Consider the following 17,700-nt stretch of genomic DNA (forward strand, 5'->3'; position numbering starts at 1 on the left):
GGAGATCATCCGCCGGACCCCGGGGGCGCCCAGCCAGGGCCCGGACGCTCGGCGAGCCGCCGGGTGTAGCCGTACACCCCGCGGACGCCGGTGAAGGCACCGGCCAGGGCCAGGCACCAGGACAGCGCGTCCGGCCCCACACCGCGTTCGGCCGGCACGAGGGCGAGGAGGGTCGCCGCGGCCATGGCCAGCGCGTACCCGTGCACGTCGGGGCGGTAGAGGGAGGCGCGCGGAGCACGGCGCACGCTTCGGGGTGCCGTGGGGTAGGAGTGCTCCGGCGCGTACGCCGCTTCCGCGACGTGGCGGTCGGTGGACCCCCAGACCACGTAACCGTCATCGGTGACCAGCGCGGCGCCCATCTGCTCCACCGGATCGCCCCAGGAGCCACCGGCCGCCGCCCAGCACAGCCAGCCCTCCCGGCCCTCCAGGACAGCGGCCGACTCCAGGTCCAGCCACGGGAAGTACGCGGTCTCCTCCTGCGCGGTCCGCAGCGCGATCTGCCGGTCCTCCGCCACCACCATCAGCCGGCGCGACGCGCTCCAGCGTCCGTCGCCCTCACCGACCCACACGGCCGGCCCCACCCGCACCCGGCGGGCCGCGACCTCCCCGGCAGCTGCGTCCCGGCGCAGCTCGGCGGGCCCGGAGTGGGCTGAGCCGCCGGTGAGGCCGCTCAGCCAACCGCGCAGCAGGAACAGCGAGATCAGGGCGGCGACGGCGATGAGCAGCGGCATCACCGGCTTCAACGGCCCGGCGTGGGCCCCGACCGTGCGCACCACGACGAGTGGCAGCACGGCCATGAACAGCGAGGGCATGAGAGTCGCACGGGTCATCCGGCGGCGGGGCAGCCGCGCGGGGACCGGGACGAAGCCGGTGGCGTGCGGCGGCGACGGGACGGTCAGGGGCGGGGCGAGCAGCGCACCGGCCCACCACAGCAGGCCCAGCAGGGCCGTCAGTACCGCGTAGAGCACCGAACCGTCGCCCAGCAGCGGCCCGTCCTGGGCCGGGAAGAGCAGGTTCAGCGCGGTGACGGCCCCGGTCACCAGCGCCGCGGTGCCGGTGACGCGGCACCACCAGGTCGCCCGTCTCAGCCGCACCGGCTTGTTCCTGTGTGCCACCGTTCCCCCTTCGGGCCGCTCGGCCCGGTGACGCGTGCCGCCCGCGGCGGCGCTCCCGTAGTCAATTCGCCCGGATCCTACGCCGGTTTCCGGCATGGGCGAACAAAGTTCTGAAGGGTGAATGTACGGACATCGGTGACGGGCTTTGTCCGGACAGACGGCGGGCCCGGACCCCTGGGGAGTCCGGGCGTGGGAAGGCCGCCACGTGCCGGTGGTCGAGCGGCGGTTCAGAAGTCGAACTTGTCGATGTTCTTCTTGTCGAAGACGGTCGGCTTGCCGAGGATGACCTCGCCGTCCTTGCCGACCGTGTACTCGCCGAGCTTGCCCGCCTTGAACTTCTCGCCCTCGGCACCGGTGATCTGACCGGACGCCAGCGCCGCGGCGGCGTACGAACCGAGGTACCCGAGCTCCTCCGGGTTCCACAGCGAGAACTGCTCGACGGTGTCGTCCTTGACGTACTTGCGCATCTGGTTCGGCGTGCCCAGGCCGTTCAGCACGACCTTGCCCTTGTAAGAGGAGTCGCTCAGGTAGCGGGCGGCGGCGGCGATGCCGACGGTGGTGGGCGAGATGATGCCCTTCAGATCGGGGTAGGCCTGCATCAGGCCCTGGGTCTGCTGGAACGACTTCTGGTCCGCGTCGTCCCCGTACGCCACCTTCACCAGCTTCATGTCCTTGTACTTGGGCAGCTTCAGCTCGTCCTTCATGAAGTCGATCCAGGTGTTCTGGTTCGTCGCGTTCTGGGTGGCCGAGAGGATCGCGATCTTGCCCTTGTAGCCGATCTGCTCACCGAGGTGCTGCACCAGGCTGCGGCCGATCTCCTCGGAGCTCGCCTGGTTGATGAAGAGCTGGCGGCACTCCTTCGCGGTGTCGGAGTCGTACGCCACGACCTTGATGTTCTTCTTCATGGCCTGCTTCAGCGGGCCGCACACCGCGTTCGGGTCGTTGGCGGCGACCAGGATCGCGTCCTGGCGCTGCTGGATCAGCGTGTTGACGTAGCTGACCTGCGAGGAGGCGCTGGCGTCGGACGGGCCGACCTCCTTGCCCGTGCCGCCGTACTCCTTGGCCGCCTCGATCCCCGCGTCGTCGACGATCTTCTCGTACGGGTTGTTGATCTGCTTGGGCAGGAAGGCGAGCTTCAGCCCCTTCTTGAGCGCCGCGCCGGGATCGGCCTTCGCCGTGGCCCCGGCCCCGGTCTTCGTGGACTCCTTGTCGGAACTGTCCTTCGTGGTGCCGGAACAGGCGCTGAGGGCGAGGGCGAGCGAGAGCGCGCCGGTGGCGGTGGCGACGGCGCGACGACCGGCGGCGGTGCGGAGCATCATGGCGGCGGGGTGCCTTTCGAGGAGAGTGGGACGGGAAGGGTTACGGGCGGGCCCCGGCGGCGCGCCGGTGGCGTCGTTCGACCACGGCCGCGATGACGCGTGGGGTGAGCACGGAAGCCACGAGCAGCAGACCGGTCACGATGACCTGCACCTCGTTGGCGACGTCGTTGAGGGTCAGCAGGTTCTTCAGGACACCGATGAGCAGCACCCCGGCGACCGCGCCGAACAGCGTGCCCTTTCCGCCGTCGAAGTCGATGCCGCCGAGCAGCACGGAGGCGATCACGAGCATCTCGAAGCCGAGCCCGTTGTCGGCGCGGGCGCTTCCGTAGCGGAGTGTGAAGACGATCCCCGCGAAGGCGGAGAACAGCCCGGTGACGACGAACAGCAGCAGCTTGATCCGCTTGACCCGGATGCCCGCGAAGTACGCGGCCTCCTCCTGCGCCCCGATCGCGAACAGCGAACGCCCCAGGCCGGTCGCGTGCAGCACGATCGCGGTGACCACGGCGAGCACGATGAACAGCAGGACGGGGTACGTGAGGAAGGTGCCGGGCACCGTGGTGGTGTCGACGGCCCAGTCCGCGTACGTCTGCGGGAAGTCCGTCACCGCGTCGCTGCCGAGCGCCACGGAGGCCAGCCCCCGGAAGAGCGCGAGCGTGCCGATCGTGACGGCCAGCGACGGCAGCCCGACCTTGGTGACCAGCCAGCCGTTGAGCAGCCCCCCGGCGACGCCCACCAGCAGCACCACCGGCACGATCGTCTCGAACGCCCACCCCGCGTTCCACAGCGCACCGGTCAGCGCGCTGCCCAGGCCCAGCATCGAGGCGACCGACAGGTCGACCTGTCCGGCGACCACCAGAAGGGTCATCGGCAGCGCGATGAGGGCGACCTCGACGATGTCGTTGAACGCGAACGCGAGGTTCTCACCGGAACCGAAGCCGTCGGTGGTGGCGAGCCCCACGACGACCACCGCCACCAGCAGCGCCCCGACCGCGCTGTCCCAGCGCAGCGCCAGTCCACGCAGCGAACCCCTCGTCCTGGCGGACCCCTTCGGGGCGGCGGGCACCGCCTTCTCGGTCTCAGGCGCCATTGCCATGCCGGGCGCTCCTCTTCCTCAGTGCGGCGGTCATCCGCAGGTTCACGATTCGGTCGATGCTGATGGCCAGGAGCAGCAGCGCGCCGGTGATGGCGCCCTGCCAGAACGAGTCGACCTTCAGGACCACCAGCACGCTGCCGATGGTGGTGAGCAGCAGGGCGCCCAGCGCGGCGCCCCAGACCGTGCCCGTGCCGCCGGTGATGGCGACGCCGCCGACGACGACGGCGCTCACGACGGTCAGCTCCCAGCCGTGCGCGTTGTCCGCGACGACCGTGCCGAACCTGGCCAGCCACAGCGTCCCGGCGAAACCGGCGACGGCCCCCGAGAAGGCGTACGCGGCCAGGATCCGGCGCCGGATCGGCACCCCGGCGAGCACCGCGGCCTCCGGGTTCGACCCGATCGCGTACAGCTCGCGCCCCGAGCGGTAGCCGCGCAGGAAGTACGCGGTCGCGGCGAGCAGCACCACGGTGATCAGTGGCAGGTACGGCACGCCCAGCAGGGATCCGCTGCCGAGGCCGAGGATCTGGTCGGGGACCTCGGCGGCGCCGATCTGGTCGCCCTTGGCCCACCAGTAGTCGACGCCCTGGATGATGTAGAGCATGCCGAGCGTCACGACGAGCGCGGGCACCCTGCCGAAACTGACGAGTGCGCCGGACACCAGCCCGCACACCACCCCGATGGCGATGCCCAGCAGCATCACGGTGACCACCCCGTGATCGGTACCGGCGACGAACTTGCCGCAGGCGAACGCGGAGAGCCCGACGACGGAGCCGACCGAGAGGTCGATGTTGCGGGTGATCACGACGGCCGACTGGCCGACCGCGAGCAGCACCAGGATCGAGGAGTTGAGCAGCAGGTCCTTGATGCCCTGGTCGGACAGGAAGCGCGGGTTGGCCAGGTAGGTGCCGAGGATCAGCAGGATCAGCGCCCCGGCGATGGAGATCTCGCGGGCCCGGAAGACGGTGTCCACGAGCGAGGCCGCGCTGCGGCTCGGCGCCTTCGGGCCGCTGTCCGGCGGGCTTGCGACGGTGGTGGTCATGCCGCTGTCCTTTCGCCGAGTCCGGTCGCCGCCGCCATGACGGTCTCCTCGGTGGCGTCCGCGCGCGGGAGTTCGGCGGCGAGCCGGCCCTCGTGCATGACGAGCACCCGGTCGGCCATGCCGATCACCTCGGGCAGATCGGAGGAGATCATCAGCACCGCGAGCCCGTCGGCGGCCAGTGCGGAGAGCAGCCGGTGGACCTCGGCCTTGGTGCCGACGTCGATGCCCCGGGTCGGCTCGTCGACGATGAGTACGCAGGGTTCGGTCGCCAGCCACTTGGCCAGCACGACCTTCTGCTGGTTGCCGCCGGACAGGACGCCGGCGGAGTCGGCCAGCCGGTTGTACTTGAGCTGGAGGCGCAGCGCCCAGTCGGCGGCCCGGTCGTGCTCCAGGGCCCGGCTGACCAGTCCGCGGCGGCGGACCCTGCCGAGCCCGGTGAGGCCGATGTTGCGCTCGATCGACATCTCCATGACGAGCCCGCGCTGCCGGCGGTCCTCGGGTACGAGGGCGAGTCCGGCGGCCATCGCGGCGGTGGGCGAACCGGCGCGCAGCACGGTGCCGTTCACCCGTACCTCGCCCGCGTCGGGGCGGTCGACGCCGAAGACGGCCTGCGCCACCTCCGTGCGCCCGGCCCCGACGAGCCCGGCCAGTGCGACGATCTCGCCCCGGCGCACCTCGAACGACACGTCGCGGAAGACGCCCTCCCGGGTCAGGCGCCGCACGGAGAGGGCGACTTCCCCGACGGCGGCGTCCTGCTTCGGGTAGAGCTCGTCGAGGTCGCGGCCGACCATGAGCCGCACGAGCCCGTCCTGGGTGAGCCCGTCCAGCGGCTCCGTGGAGATCCACCGGCCGTCCCTGAGGGTGGTGACGCGCTGGCACAGCTCGAATATCTCGTCCAGCCGGTGCGAGATGAACAGCACGGCCGCACCCTCGGCGCGCAGCGCCCGTACGACGGAGAACAGCCGGGCGGTCTCGCTGCCGGTGAGCGCGGCGGTCGGCTCGTCCATGATCAGGACGCGGGCCTCGAAGGAGAGCGCCTTGGCGATCTCGACGATCTGCTGGTCGGCGATGGACAGCCCGCGGGCCGGCCGGTCGGGGTCCAGATCGACGCCGAGCCGGCGCATCAGCCCCGCGGTCGTGTCGCGCACGGCTCCGCGGTCGATCCGGCCGAGGGAACGACGGGGCTGACGGCCCATGAAGATGTTCTCCGCGATCGACAGATCGGGGAACAGCGTCGGTTCCTGGTAGATGACGGCGATACCGGCATCGCGGGCGGCGGCGGGGCCGCTGAAGACGACGGGCTTCCCGTCGAGCAGTACGACACCGTTGTCAGGACGGTGCACCCCGGCGAGTGTCTTGATGAGGGTGGACTTTCCCGCGCCGTTCTCCCCGGCGAGTGCGTGCGCCTCACCGGGGAAGAGTTCGAGCGACACGTCTTGCAGGGCCCTTACGGCGCCGAAGGATTTGCGCACCTCTTTTAGGGCCAGCACCGGGGCCGGCTCCGGTGCCGAGTCCGGGCCCTTGGCGGACTTGTTCATGAGGGGCTCCTGAGCGGTGGACCGGACCGGCGGGAGGCCGTGAGGACCCACACGTCGTGAAAGGTTTCAACCGGGCTCCTCGGAAGCTAGACGGGGTGCGCGGGCGTAGTCAATGGGTGGGTCGTGGGAATTTGCTAAGGCTGGAGGGATCGGTGCGGGAAGCGGGTTGACGGTGGGACGGGATCGCGGGGGTCCTTGACGGGGAGTCGGCGGGGGAGCGATCATCCGCGCGATGAATCGATTCATGCCATGTGAGGTGTGCGTCGTCATGCGTCTTCGTGTGCGTCATGCGTGTCACGCGCAGTCGTGTGTCGTTGTGCGCGGACGCGAGGGCCTGACAGGTCAGCAGGTGCTGCGATACGGGATGCCGGGCAGGTACGCCCTCCAGGCCGCAGGGGAGAGCCCGGAGCCGGTACGGGCACAGACCTGGTCAGCGACCCGGGCGGGGGCGATGCCGTACGTCCGGAGCCGGGCGTGGGTGCCGGTGACGTACAACGTGGTGCCGTCCCGGTCGAAGGCGAGCCCCAGGGGGCGGTCTCCGGCGGTGGGGAGGGCGGATCCGAGAGGGCGGCTGGAGGCCACGTCCCAGAGTCGGACAGTGCCCCCGCTGCCGGCGACCGCCAGGGTGCCGCCGTCCGGGGAGAAGGCGAGCGCGGCGGTGGCTTCGCCGGGTCCCGCGGTGACCGCCCCGACGCGGTCGCGGACCTCGCCGTCCCACACGGTGACGCGCCCCTGGGCGTCACCGGCCGCGAAATGCGCCCCGTCCGGGCTGAAGGCCGCCACATCGGACACGCCGTCGCCGAGGGTGCGGTGATCGGTGCGCCCCGTACGCAGGTCGGCCACCTGGTCCTGCCCGGTGACGAGGAGGCGCTGGTCGTCGCGGACGGCCAAGCCGCCCGAGGGGACATCGTCCAGCGTCCGCAGGCGCTTGTTCCGCTGTACGTCCCAGACCTCGACGAACTGCCGTGTGGTGGTCCGGGACATGTACAGGGTGCGGCCGTCGGGGCTCAGGGCCAGTCCGTCGACGCCGGTCATCCCGTCCCGGTCGGGGCGGACGGTGACGGTCGCGCGCCTGCGGTGCTCCGGTACGTCCCAGACCGCGACGCGCGAGCCGGCGGGCTCGTCCGGGAAGGTGCCGCTTCTGGCGTAGGCGAAGGTGCGGCCGTCGGCGCTCAACGCCATCACGTCGAAGCAGTCGAGGTCCTGCGACGCGTCCTGGAGTTCCCCGCCGTCGGCCGTGGCCGTCTCCTCCTCGGCGCGCGGCCCAGAGGACGAGCCGGTCTCCGCCCCGGCATCGGCCTTCCCGGTATCGGTCTCCCCGGCGTCGGTCTCTTCTGTGGGGCACGGCTCGTCCGGCGTGGTCATGACCGCCTTGCCGGTCCGGGTGTCCCACAGGCTGACACCGCTGCCGTCCATGTCGCCCTTTCCGTCTTTGTCGTCCTTGTCGTCCGTCGGGGCGCGCAGGGTGGCCAATGTCCGGCCGTCCCGGGACAGCAGGGCGTCGGACACGGCCTGCCGGCGCCAGCCGGACGTGGTCGACCCGCCCAGTGCCAGAGTCCGGACCGCCGTGCGCGAGCTGTCGAGGTACCGGAGCCCGGCCGCGGCGAAATCGACCTCGTAGTGGTCGACGTCCCCGCTGCCCAGGGTGTGACGGAACACCGGAGCCGCGGCGGGTGACGCCAGGCGCCACAGGAGGAGGCGGCCTTCCTCGTCGAGCGTGGCCACGAACGCCCCGTCCGGGCTGAACCGCACGTCGGCCGCCGCTTCCGTGTCCAGCCGGGCGAGTTCACGCCCCGAGACGATGTCGCGGATCCGGACTCCGGTGGCGGAACCGAGCGCGACGGCGGTGCCGTCGGGGGAGAAGGCGATGCGGGGCCGGGCACAGAAGCCTGGCCCGTACGCGGCCGTCCAGGACAGTTTCAGTGGGGCGCGGCGGCCGGTTTCCCGGATCTGGAGGTGGTGCCGGGCGTCGCACGCCGCCAGTCGGTGCCCGTCCGCGCTGATGGCCGCTTCCGAGGTCTCCTCCACTTCGCCCGCTCCCGTGCCCATCCGCAGCCGGTGATTCCGCACATCCCATACGCGCGTGCCGTTCGCGGCCTGGATCACGAGGCTGCGTCCGTCCCCGCTGAAGACGGTGGATGCCGGAAGCTCCGCTCGCAGGTGCTTCGTCAGCCGCCCGGTGCGGATGTCCCACAGCGCCACGGACTCCTCCCCGCGCAGCGCCAACGTCCGGCCGTCCGGGCTGATCACGTCGTTGTCCGGACCGGACAGCCGTCGCCCGGGTCCCGGGTAGGTGTGGGTGAGGCGGTGGGTTCGCAGGTCCCAGACGCGGACGTGGTCGCGGGAGGCCGAGACCAGGGTCCGCCCGTCGCCGGTGAGGCGGCGGACGGTGGAGCGGGCGTCGCCCTCCGGGATCCGGAATGCGTCACGTTCATGGCTGTTCAGTGCGGAGAGCACGGCCGAGCGGGTCTCCACGGTGTGGGCGAGTCGCCAGGACGCGACGCTCAGCCGGGCCGCGGTGACCGGGTCGGTGGCGCGCATGCTGTCGGCCACCGCCGCGATCCGGCGGGCTTCGGACTCCCGGTGGCGGTGGTCGCTGGTGCGTGACTGCTGCCAGGCGGTGAGTCCCGCGACGAGAGCGAGGACGAGGAGGGAGGCGAGGGCGGTCAGCAGGGTGCGGCGGCGGCGGAGTTCCCTGGTGCGGGCGGTCCGGCTGCCGGTCAGAAACGCCTGTTCCACCGGGGTCAGGGGCTGATCCGCGAGGTGCTCCTCCGCCGTCGCCAGGCGCGTACCCCGGTAGAGGGATCCCGGATCACGGGCCAGACCCTCCCACGTGTGGGCCGCCTCGGTCAGGCGGCGGTGGGTGCGCAGGCGCTCGCGGGTCTCCTCGACCCAGGCGTGCAGGCGGGGCCAGGACGTGATGAGGGCTTCGTGGGCCAGGTCGACCGTGTGGTCGTCGAGGGTGAGGAGGCGGGCTCCGGCCAGGCGGTCGAGGACCGGGGCCACCGCGTCGGCGGGGGCGAAGTCCAGTTCCGTACGCCCCACCGGGCGGCGGGTGTCCGGGGAGCCCTCTCCGGGGGTGATCAACCGCAGCATCACGAGCCGGGCCAGTTCCGCCTCGTCGGTGGAGAACCGGCTGTAGACCTCTTCCGCGGTCTTCGCGATCGCGCCGTGCATGCCGCCCGCCGCCGCGTACGCCTCCATGGTCAGCGCCCGGCCGCGGCGGCGGCGCCACGTCTCACGCAGGCAGTGGGAGAGCAGGGGCAGACCGCCCGGTTCGCGCACGGCCTCCTCGACCAGGAGGGCGGTCAGCTCACGCTCGACGATCAGCCCCGCGCCCTGGGCGGGTCTCACGACAGCCTCGCGCAGTTCGGCCGGGCTCATCGGCCCCACCAGCAGGCTCGCCTCCCGCAGAGCGTCCGCGAGGCCCCGGTGCTCGGCGCAGCGGCCGTAGAAGTCGGCCCGTACGGCGATCACGACGCGCAGCCGGTCGCTCTCCCGGGCCGCGAGGAGGGCTTCGAGGAACTCCGCGCGCTCGGCGGGCTCCCGGCACAGAGTGAAGACCTCCTCGAACTGGTCCACGACGAGGACGGTGTCGCCCCGGGCCTCCTTGGGCCGTAGCGCCTGCTCGTGGGTGCGCAGCGGATGCTCACCCGGGGTCAGGACGCGGATCTCCGCCAGGGAGCCGGACTCGGCGCGCAGGGCGGGGATCAGCCCCGCCCGCAGCAGGGAGGACTTACCGCTTCCGGAGGGGCCGAAGACAGCGGCGAAGCGGTGCGAGAGCACCAGCTCGCGGACATCCTCCACGAGGGCGGCACGGCCGAAGAACCGTTCGTGGTCACCCTGTTCGAACCTGGCCAGGCCCTGGTAGGGCGACGGGACGTCCTCGTCCTCGCGCACCGCTTCACCCAGCTCCTGGGCCGCCTCCTGCCAACGCCGCTTCCACATAACGGGGTCGCCGCCGCACGCCTCCACATAGGCGAGGGTGAGGGCCAGCGACGGCAACTGCTCGCCGGCGGCGGCCTGCGAGAGCGAGGTGAGCGAGTAGCGGACGCGGCGCGCCATCTCCCGGTAGGTGAGACCGCCCGCCTCCTGCCGCAGCTTCCGTAACTCGTAGGCGAACCGCTGCACCGGCCCCGCGGCCGGATCCACCGGTGTCTCACGACGCCCCATCGCGCTGTTCTCCCCTTGAGTCGCCGTCGCACCCGTCTCCCACCACCGTAAAAAGGCGCGGGGGAACCGGACAAGGGCCGATCCGGCCCCTCCGACCGGGCGATCTTTTTTGTTCGGTGTGGCGGAGGGGGCCTGCTGAACAACGGTGCGGGCGGCTGGACTGGTCACGTCGGCCCGATCCGCAGGGCCGGCGCGGCACCGCATCGCAGTGCCGCCGTACGGACGTCGTGGGCCGTTCCCGCGGCGTTCACAACTAGGGAAAGGAACCCCGGACATGAATCTCCGGAAGAGCCTCACGCTTTCGCTCGCCGCCCTGGCGCTCGGATCCGGCCTGGCCACGGCGAACCCCGCGACAGCCGCTCCCGAGAAGGCCGTCCCGGCGAAGGCTGTCTCGATGAACGCCGTCTCGGCGAAGGCCGGATGGCACACGCTCCACAGCAACTTCTGGGTCCCCGCCCAGCGCAGCGGCCAGTGGAAGTCCAAGGCGTACAAGTCGCCGAGCCGCAAGACCCGTGTCGTCCTGCGGTGCTACAACACCAAGGCCACCATGAGGGTCCGGCTCTACGAGGCCACGGGCGGGAAGAAGCTCCGGAAGGTCGCGGACAGCGGCTCGAAGCGCTGCAATCCCAACGGCGCCGTCATCGCGGCCGGGGTGACCAACAGCACCCACGACTGGCTCAAGATCCGCCTCGACGGAAAGCAGGGCTCCTACGTCCGCACGGAGAAGTGGTCCTGAGTCCGGCCAGGCTCACCGCCCGGTGAGATCGGGGACGTGACCGGCGGGTGGCGGGCCCAACGCGGCCCGCCACCCGGATCGCGCCCACGCGCGGCGCCGCCCAACCGGTCACGCCCCGGTGCACCGACAGCCTTCGCCCGGTGGCGTCAGCGGGCGAGCCGGCCGAGCAGGGATCCGGCGGCCACGATGCCGACGGCGGCGGCGAAGGCCAGCACCCCGAAGTCCAGGCCGAGATGGGACGGCGTGCCGATGAGCAGGCCGCGCAGGGCGTCTACCTGGTAGCTCAGCGGGTTCACCTTGCTGACCGCCTGGAGCCAGCCGGGCATCAGGGCGACCGGGTAGAGCGCGTTGGAGGCGAAGAACAGCGGCATCGTGATGGCCTGGCCGATGCCCATCAGCCGGTCACGGGTGAGCACGATCCCGGCGATCGTCATCGACAGGCACGAGAAGAACGCGGAGGCGAGCACGACGACCACGGCCACACCGAGCAGGTGCAGCGGGTTCCAGCTCATGCCGACGCCGAGCAGGGCGGCGATCACGATGACGACGACGGCCTGGATGACGGCCTTCACCCCGGCGGCGAACGCCTTGCCGGTCACGAGGGCCGACCGGGGGGTCGGTGTGACCATGAGTTTGGTGAGGACCCCGGAGTCGCGCTCCCAGATGATCATGATGCCGTAGAAGATCGCGATGAACATGGCCGACTGGGCGATGATCCCGGGCGCGAGGAAGTCGAGATAGGGGACGCCACCGGTGGGGATGGCGTGGATGCGGGAGAACGTCGTACCGAAGATCAGCAGCCACAGCGCGGGCTGGACGGCACGGGTGTAGATCTCCGTCCGGTCGTGCAGCAGCTTCTGCAGTTCGACAGCGCACATCGCGCCGACCCGCGCCGGTACGACCCGCCAGCCGGTGCGCGGCGGGGGCGGGGTGAGCAGCAGGGCGAAGCGCGGATCGGGCTCAGCCGCGCCGGGTCGCGGTGCGGCGGGTTCGGCGGACATCGTTGAACGCTCCCTTCTCCGCCTCGGACCCGGGGTCGTCCAGTCCGCTTCCGGAGTGGTACCGGAAGACGTCCTCCAGGGACGGCGGCGGGGTGGCGGGTTCGCCGGATTCCCGGCGGTGGGCGACCAGTTCGCCCTTCAGCTCGACGGGGGTGCCGAGCGCGCGGAGCCTGCCGAGGTGCATCAGGGCGAGCCGGTCGCAGCGGCGGTCGGCCTCGTCCATGGAGTGGGTGGTCACCAGCACGGTCATCCCGGTGCCGGTCCGGATCTCGTTGATCCGGTCCCAGACGCTGTCCCGGGCGATCGGGTCCAGGCCGATCGTCGGCTCGTCCAGGATCAGCAGGCGGGGGGCGCTGACCAGGGCCTGGGCCAGTTCGAGGCGGCGCACCATGCCGCCGGAGTACGTGGCGGCGAGCCGCCCCGCGACCTCGCCGAGCCCGACGGCGTCCAGCGCCTGGGCGACCCGGGCCGCGCGCTCGCGGCGGGGCACGTCGTAGACCCGGGCGAAGAGCTGGACGTTCTCCAGCCCGGTGAGCCCGGCGTCGGCCGACAACTGCTGCGGTACGTAGCCGAGCAGCCGTCGTACCGCCATCCGTTCCCGTGCGGCGTCATGGCCGAACACCTCGACGGTCCCGGCCGGGACGGGCAGCAGGGTGGTGATGGCGCGCATGGTGGTGGTCTTGCCCGCGCCGTTCGGCCCGAGGAGCCCGAACACCTCCCCGGGCCGGACCAGCAGGTCCAGCCCGTCGACGGCCTTCGAGCCGCCGAAACTGTAGGTCAGGCCGGTGCACCGGACGGCGGGTACGGCTTCTGTGGTCACTCGGTCTCATCCCCCTCACGCATGGAAGCGGCGAGTCTGTGCAGGGCCGGGAGGGCGGCGGCGAGCGCCGCGCGGTCCTCGGCGTCGAGCCCCGCCAGGTGCCGGCGGAAGAGCGCGGCACGGCGGGCGTGCCACTCATGCAGCCTCTCCACCCCGGCGGGCGTGGGGTACAGCAGCGCCGCGCGCCCGTCCCCGGGGTCCTTCTCCCGCCGCAGCAGCCCCTCCGCGGCCAGGTGGTTCACCAGCGTGCTCACCGAGTTGGCCGCCAGGGAGAGGCTCCGCGCGGCCGCCGAGACGCGCACGCCGGGCTCGGTGACCACCAGCCGCAACAGCTCGGCGTGCGCCCCGCGCATCCGGGGAGCGGAAGAGCCGCTCCACAGCCTGCGCCGGGCGAGCCGCTGGATACGGGGCAGGAGTCCGGCGAGCTCGTCGGAGAGTTCACTCGCCTTCACCGCTCCATTTTAGCTCTGCATACGAACTAATGTCAGCGCCTGCGCCCCCGCTGTCATCGCCCGTGGCCCCGCTGTCATGGCCCGCGACCCCGCTGTCATTTACGCCGTCACTACGCCGGGCTCGCTAGCGTCCCTCCGGCCGGCAAAAAGGCCCTCCCGTGGGAGGGCCCCGCATCGGCTGGGCCGAACTGCGCCCCCGGCAGGACTCGAACCTGCGGCCAAGCGCTTAGAAGGCGCCTGCTCTATCCACTGAGCTACGGGGGCCGGGTGGTGGACTCGGTGACCTGGAGCCCTGGGACCCGGGCGGTCCGCGACCTGCCGGGACAAGGATAGGGCTCCGAACGCCTGGACCCGGTTGCTTCACCTGCGTGGCACGATGTGGAGGTTCGGTGAAGCGAAACGATAATCGCAGGTAGGTGCGATTCATGCATAGCTTTTGGCGCCTCACGCCCCGGGCGTTGTGCACTCGTTATGCCTGCGCCCCACTCGTCCCCTCTGTCCTGAGGAGGAACCGCCGCGCAGAGGGGGCTATACGCTTCAAAAAGGCGCCAAAATTGGGCATTCTTCGCATGTGGTGACCTTGGACGTACGGCCTCAGCTCATCGACGCACTCTCCGCCCTGCGCGACCGTGTCGCTGCCGTGCGTCTTCCACTCCCGCTGCCGGGCGCTCCACGCGCCAGGCAGACCAGGATCGAGCTGCTCGCCCAGCTCGACGACTACCTGCTGCCACGCCTCAAGGACCCGGAGGCACCCCTGCTCGCGGTCATCGGAGGGTCCACCGGCGCGGGCAAGTCGACGCTCGTCAACTCCCTGGTGGGGCGCCGGGTCAGCGAGGCCGGGGTGCTGCGGCCGACCACGCGTACCCCGGTGCTGGTCTGCCATCCGGATGATCATCACTGGTTCGCCGACATCCGGGTGCTCCCGCAGCTGACCCGGGTCTGGCTGTCGCCCGAGGAGTCCGCCAACCCCGGCCAGTGCGACCACCTCGACGGAGCCGGCGGGAAGGCGGCGGAGGAAGGGACCGCGCTCCGCGTCGAGACCGCCGCCGGGCTGCCGCGCGGGCTCGCCCTGCTGGACGCCCCCGACATCGACTCGCTCGTCGTGCGCAACCGGGTGCTGGCCGCCGAACTCGTCTGCGCGGCGGACATCTGGGTGATGGTGACCACCGCGGCCCGGTACGCCGACGCCGTGCCCTGGCACCTGCTGCGCACCGCCAAGGAGTACGACGCCTCGCTCGTCACCGTCCTGGACCGGGTGCCGCACCAGGTGATCGCCGAGGTGTCGCGGCAGTACGGGGCGCTCCTCACCAAGGCCGGTCTCGGCGAGGTCCCCCGCTTCACCATCCCCGAACTGCCCGAGTCGGCGGGCGGCGGCAGCGGACTGCTGCCCACCACGGCGGTCGCCCCGCTGCGCGCCTGGCTCAGCCACCGCGCGCAGGATCCGGCGGCCCGTCAGCAGGCGGTCGGGCGTACGGCGGCCGGGGTCATCGACTCGCTCGATGTCCGGCTGCCCGCCCTCGCCGGGGCCGTCGCGGCCCAGTACGCGGCCGCCGTACGGCTGACCGGCGTGGTGGAGGACGCGTACCGGAAGGAGGGCGCACGAGTACGCCGGCGGCTGCAGAACGGCGGGGCGCTCGCCGGGGACGCCCGCACCCGGTGGCGCGGATACCCGCTGTACAGCACAACGGAGGAAGTCCTCGAAGCCCTGGTGGAGAGCCTCGCCGCACTCCTGGAGTGCGCGGTGGCGGCCGCCGACGAACAGATCCGGACGACCTGGCGGCAGGAGCCCGCGGCCGCGGTCCTCGGCTTCGAGGAGGTGGGCCGGGAAGAGGGCGGATGGGGGCCCGCGGAGGACATCCGGGGCCGGATCGCCATGACCGTACGGCGCTGGCGCAGGGTCCTGGAGGAGCTGGCCGAGGAAGAGGTGCGGCTCATGGAACGCAACGCGGCGCCCGACGCGGAGACCGTCGCCGCCCTGCTGGCCGCCGCCCTGCTCGGCGGCCGGCGGGCCCGTACCGCCGGCGAAAAGCTGGCCGAACGCATCGGCGCGCAGGGCGCCCTGAGGCTGCGTGACAAGGGCGGGGCACTGCTCACCAGCTATCTCGACCAGGTCCTCGGGGGCGAACGCGACCGTCGTCTCGCCCCGCTGGACGCACTCGACGTGGCCCCCGAGCCGCAAGCAGAACTGATCGCCGCGCTGTCCGTACTGCAGAAGGAGAGGTGGCAGCGATGACTGCCGTCACTGACGAGGGTCCGGGCCGGGGACAAGGACCGCGGTCCGAGCCGCAGCCCGAGGCGCGTTCCGAGTCGCAGTCCGACCCACGGTCCGACTCACGGTCCGACCCACGGTCCGAGCCGCGTACCGAGTCAGGGTCCGAGTCGCGGTCCGAGTCGCGGTCCGAGCCTGGACGCGGCCCGGACGGGGGTTCCGCTCCCGACGGGGACCGGGCGAAGGCCCCGGCGCAGGACGGCGCACAGGCCGGCGGGCAGAGCGGCGCACCGGCCCGGGAGAAGGGCCGGGGGAAGGACCTGGGCGGGACGGGGGGTGGCTGGGACGACGGTCTCATCGCGCGCCGCGCCGCCGCCGGGGCCGTGCCCCGGGAGGCACCGGCGGCCGCACCGGAGGACGACGCCCGGCCCCAGGTCGAGGCGTACGTCCCCTCCGGCAGCCCGCTCGGCCCCCGACTGGACGCACTGCGTGAGCTCGTCGGGCTCTCCAGGGCCCGGCTCGACCGGACCGACCTCGCGGAGGCGGGCCGAGTGCTCGACGAGGCCGCCGCGCGCCAGCGGCTCTCCTCCCGGCACACCGTCGTCGCGATCGCCGGAGCGAGCGGCAGCGGCAAGTCGACGCTCTTCAACTCCCTGGCGGGCGCGCAGATCTCCGAGTCCGGGCTACGCAGGCCGACCACCGCCTCGCCCATCGCCTGCTCGTGGACGGACGGCGCCGCGGGGCTGCTGGACCGGCTGGCGATCCCGGGACGGCTCAGGCGGCGGCCGCAGCCAGGTGGCGCGGGGGCCGACGAGACGCTCCAGGGGCTCGTCCTGGTCGACCTGCCGGACCACGACTCGGCGGCGGCCGGACACCGCGAACAGGTGGACCGGGTGCTGGCGCTGGTCGACGCGGTCGTCTGGGTCGTGGACCCGGAGAAGTACGCGGACGCCGCACTGCACGAGCGCTATCTGCGCCCGCTCGCCGGGCACGCGGAGGTCACCTTCGTCGTCCTCAACCAGATCGACCGGCTGCCCGGCGACGCGGCCGACCAGGTCCTGGACGATCTGCGCCGACTGCTCGACGAGGACGGCATGGCCCTCGGCGAGCACGGCGAACCGGGCGCCACCGTGCTCTCCCTGTCCGCGCTCACCGGCGACGGGGTGGGCGAACTGCGCGAACTCCTCGGCCGGTTCGTCCAGGAGCGCACGGCCGCGACGCGCCGGCTCTCCGCCGATGTGGACGCCGCCGCCGCCAGGCTCCGCCCGGTGTACGTGGCCGAGGGGCGGACCGGGCTGGGGGAGCGGGCACGGGAGGAGTTCGCCGGCCGGCTCGCGGAGGCCGTCGGCGCCGCCGCGGCCGGTCAGGCGGCGGAGCGCGAATGGCGCCGGAACGCGGGCCGGGCGTGCGGGACACCGTGGCTGCGCCTGTGGCGCTGGTACGAGTCCACCCGGCACCCTCGGCTGCTCGACCGGACGGCACTCACCGCCCCGCCGGAGGAGCAGCTCACCGCACGTCAGCGGGTCGAACAGGCGGTACGCACGGTCGCGGACGAAGCCGTCGACGGGCTGCCGGGACCGTGGGCGCAAGCGGTGCGCGAGGCCGCGGTGCACGGGGCGCAGGGGCTGCCGGAGGCGCTCGACGAACTGGCAGAGCGCGCCGGCGCGGCGCCGGTGCGGGGCGCGGAGAACGACGCCGGTGAGCCGGCGGAACCCGGCGCGCGAGCCGGTACGCACCGGGGGCGGGCCGGCAACAGGCCTCCGCGCCCGGCCTGGTGGCCCGCGGCCGTACTGGCCCAGGTGGCGATGACGCTGCTGCAGATCTTCGGCGGCCTGTGGCTGATCGGCCAGATCATCGGCGTGCTCGAACCGGGGCTGCTGACGCCCGCTCTGGTGATGCTGGCGGGGATCATCGGCGGCCCGCTGGTGGAGTGGTCGTGCGCGGCGGCGGCCCGGGGGCCCGCACGACGGTACGGCCAGGAGGCCGAACGCAGGCTGCGCGAGGCGGCGGCCGCCTGCGGGCGGGCCCGGGTGCTCGATCCGGTGTCGGCGGAACTGGTGCGCTACCGCGAGGTGCGGGAACGGTTCGTGGCGGTGACGGAGTTTTCCACAACGGGCCGTTAGTCCACAGGCGCCGGCAGGAATTCCGCCTCCCCCTCAGCATGGGATCAGTGACCGGCCGCAAGGGCGCGGGTCACTGAATCCA

The 17,700-nt window shown here is 72.4% G+C and carries 12 protein-coding genes and 1 tRNA gene; 3 read left to right on the top strand and 10 right to left on the bottom strand.

The genetic code is table 11. The features are described 5' to 3' along the window. Nucleotides 1-5: 5 nt before the first annotated feature. The 6 genes from ACFVQ0_RS27085 to ACFVQ0_RS27110 all read right to left on the bottom strand — a co-directional run bounded on the left by ACFVQ0_RS27085 (nucleotide 6) and on the right by ACFVQ0_RS27110 (nucleotide 10,277). Nucleotides 6-1,115, bottom strand: coding sequence for a hypothetical protein (locus ACFVQ0_RS27085; protein WP_390091799.1), 1,110 nt, complete (start codon nucleotides 1,113-1,115; stop codon nucleotides 6-8). Between the two features lie 227 nt (nucleotides 1,116-1,342). Next, nucleotides 1,343-2,434 (bottom strand): rhamnose ABC transporter substrate-binding protein, encoded by a 1,092-nt coding sequence (gene rhaS / locus ACFVQ0_RS27090; RefSeq protein WP_390091800.1) that lies wholly within the window; start codon nucleotides 2,432-2,434, stop codon nucleotides 1,343-1,345. Nucleotides 2,435-2,474: 40 nt separating this feature from the next. Next, nucleotides 2,475-3,527, bottom strand: a complete 1,053-nt coding sequence (locus ACFVQ0_RS27095) for an ABC transporter permease (protein WP_390091801.1) — start codon at nucleotides 3,525-3,527, stop codon at nucleotides 2,475-2,477. Beyond that, entirely contained in the window at nucleotides 3,511-4,566 is a 1,056-nt protein-coding gene (locus ACFVQ0_RS27100) for an ABC transporter permease (protein ID WP_390091802.1), read from the bottom strand. Before ACFVQ0_RS27100 ends, ACFVQ0_RS27095 begins: the two co-directional genes overlap by 17 nt. Continuing rightward, complete coding sequence (locus ACFVQ0_RS27105; protein WP_390091803.1) at nucleotides 4,563-6,104, bottom strand: sugar ABC transporter ATP-binding protein; 1,542 nt, start codon at nucleotides 6,102-6,104, stop codon at nucleotides 4,563-4,565. Before ACFVQ0_RS27105 ends, ACFVQ0_RS27100 begins: the two co-directional genes overlap by 4 nt. A 342-nt stretch (nucleotides 6,105-6,446) precedes the next feature. Further along, on the bottom strand, nucleotides 6,447-10,277 hold the full coding sequence (locus tag ACFVQ0_RS27110) for a DNA-binding protein (protein WP_390091804.1): 3,831 nt from the start codon (nucleotides 10,275-10,277) through the stop codon (nucleotides 6,447-6,449). A gap of 274 nt (nucleotides 10,278-10,551) precedes the next feature. Here ACFVQ0_RS27110 and ACFVQ0_RS27115 point away from each other — a divergent pair, with 274 nt between their 5' ends. Beyond that, nucleotides 10,552-11,013: a hypothetical protein gene (locus tag ACFVQ0_RS27115; RefSeq protein ID WP_390091805.1), complete on the top strand. Its 462-nt coding sequence runs from the start codon at nucleotides 10,552-10,554 to the stop codon at nucleotides 11,011-11,013. Nucleotides 11,014-11,159: 146 nt separating this feature from the next. Here the strand turns inward: ACFVQ0_RS27115 and ACFVQ0_RS27120 are convergent, their stop codons facing one another. From ACFVQ0_RS27120 to ACFVQ0_RS27135, 4 genes are all read right to left on the bottom strand, one after another. After that, nucleotides 11,160-12,014 (bottom strand): ABC transporter permease, encoded by an 855-nt coding sequence (locus tag ACFVQ0_RS27120; RefSeq protein ID WP_390091806.1) that lies wholly within the window; start codon nucleotides 12,012-12,014, stop codon nucleotides 11,160-11,162. Beyond that, on the bottom strand, nucleotides 11,974-12,834 hold the full coding sequence (locus tag ACFVQ0_RS27125; RefSeq protein ID WP_390091807.1) for an ABC transporter ATP-binding protein: 861 nt from the start codon (nucleotides 12,832-12,834) through the stop codon (nucleotides 11,974-11,976). The genes ACFVQ0_RS27120 and ACFVQ0_RS27125 overlap by 41 nt, the downstream gene beginning before the upstream one ends. Beyond that, a complete protein-coding gene (locus ACFVQ0_RS27130) occupies nucleotides 12,831-13,286 on the bottom strand; it encodes a MarR family winged helix-turn-helix transcriptional regulator (RefSeq protein ID WP_390091808.1) in 456 nt (151 codons plus the stop codon). The genes ACFVQ0_RS27125 and ACFVQ0_RS27130 overlap by 4 nt, the downstream gene beginning before the upstream one ends. A 191-nt stretch (nucleotides 13,287-13,477) precedes the next feature. After that, a tRNA-Arg gene (locus ACFVQ0_RS27135) sits at nucleotides 13,478-13,550 on the bottom strand. 316 nt (nucleotides 13,551-13,866) lie between these two features. Between ACFVQ0_RS27135 and ACFVQ0_RS27140 the strand changes: the two genes are divergently transcribed. Together ACFVQ0_RS27140 and ACFVQ0_RS27145 are read left to right on the top strand one after the other, a co-directional pair. Then, nucleotides 13,867-15,519, top strand: coding sequence for a dynamin family protein (locus ACFVQ0_RS27140; RefSeq protein WP_390091863.1), 1,653 nt, complete (start codon nucleotides 13,867-13,869; stop codon nucleotides 15,517-15,519). Next, on the top strand, nucleotides 15,507-17,618 hold the full coding sequence (locus ACFVQ0_RS27145; RefSeq protein ID WP_390091809.1) for a GTPase: 2,112 nt from the start codon (nucleotides 15,507-15,509) through the stop codon (nucleotides 17,616-17,618). Before ACFVQ0_RS27140 ends, ACFVQ0_RS27145 begins: the two co-directional genes overlap by 13 nt. Nucleotides 17,619-17,700: the final 82 nt, after the last annotated feature.

Origin of the sequence: Streptomyces sp. NPDC057900, assembly GCF_042887885.1 — a bacterium.
Classification (GTDB): Bacteria; Actinomycetota; Actinomycetes; order Streptomycetales; family Streptomycetaceae; genus Streptomyces.

Excerpts from the sequence above, each read along its gene's own strand:
- rhaS (WP_390091800.1), bottom strand. The coding sequence starts at position 2,434 with ATGATGCTCCGCACCGCCGCCGGTCGTCGCGCCGTCGCCACCGCCACC.
- ACFVQ0_RS27095 (WP_390091801.1), bottom strand. The coding sequence starts at position 3,527 with ATGGCAATGGCGCCTGAGACCGAGAAGGCGGTGCCCGCCGCCCCGAAG.
- ACFVQ0_RS27100 (WP_390091802.1), bottom strand. The coding sequence starts at position 4,566 with ATGACCACCACCGTCGCAAGCCCGCCGGACAGCGGCCCGAAGGCGCCG.
- ACFVQ0_RS27105 (WP_390091803.1), bottom strand. The coding sequence starts at position 6,104 with ATGAACAAGTCCGCCAAGGGCCCGGACTCGGCACCGGAGCCGGCCCCG.
- ACFVQ0_RS27110 (WP_390091804.1), bottom strand. The coding sequence starts at position 10,277 with ATGGGGCGTCGTGAGACACCGGTGGATCCGGCCGCGGGGCCGGTGCAG.
- ACFVQ0_RS27115 (WP_390091805.1), top strand. The coding sequence starts at position 10,552 with ATGAATCTCCGGAAGAGCCTCACGCTTTCGCTCGCCGCCCTGGCGCTC.
- ACFVQ0_RS27120 (WP_390091806.1), bottom strand. The coding sequence starts at position 12,014 with ATGTCCGCCGAACCCGCCGCACCGCGACCCGGCGCGGCTGAGCCCGAT.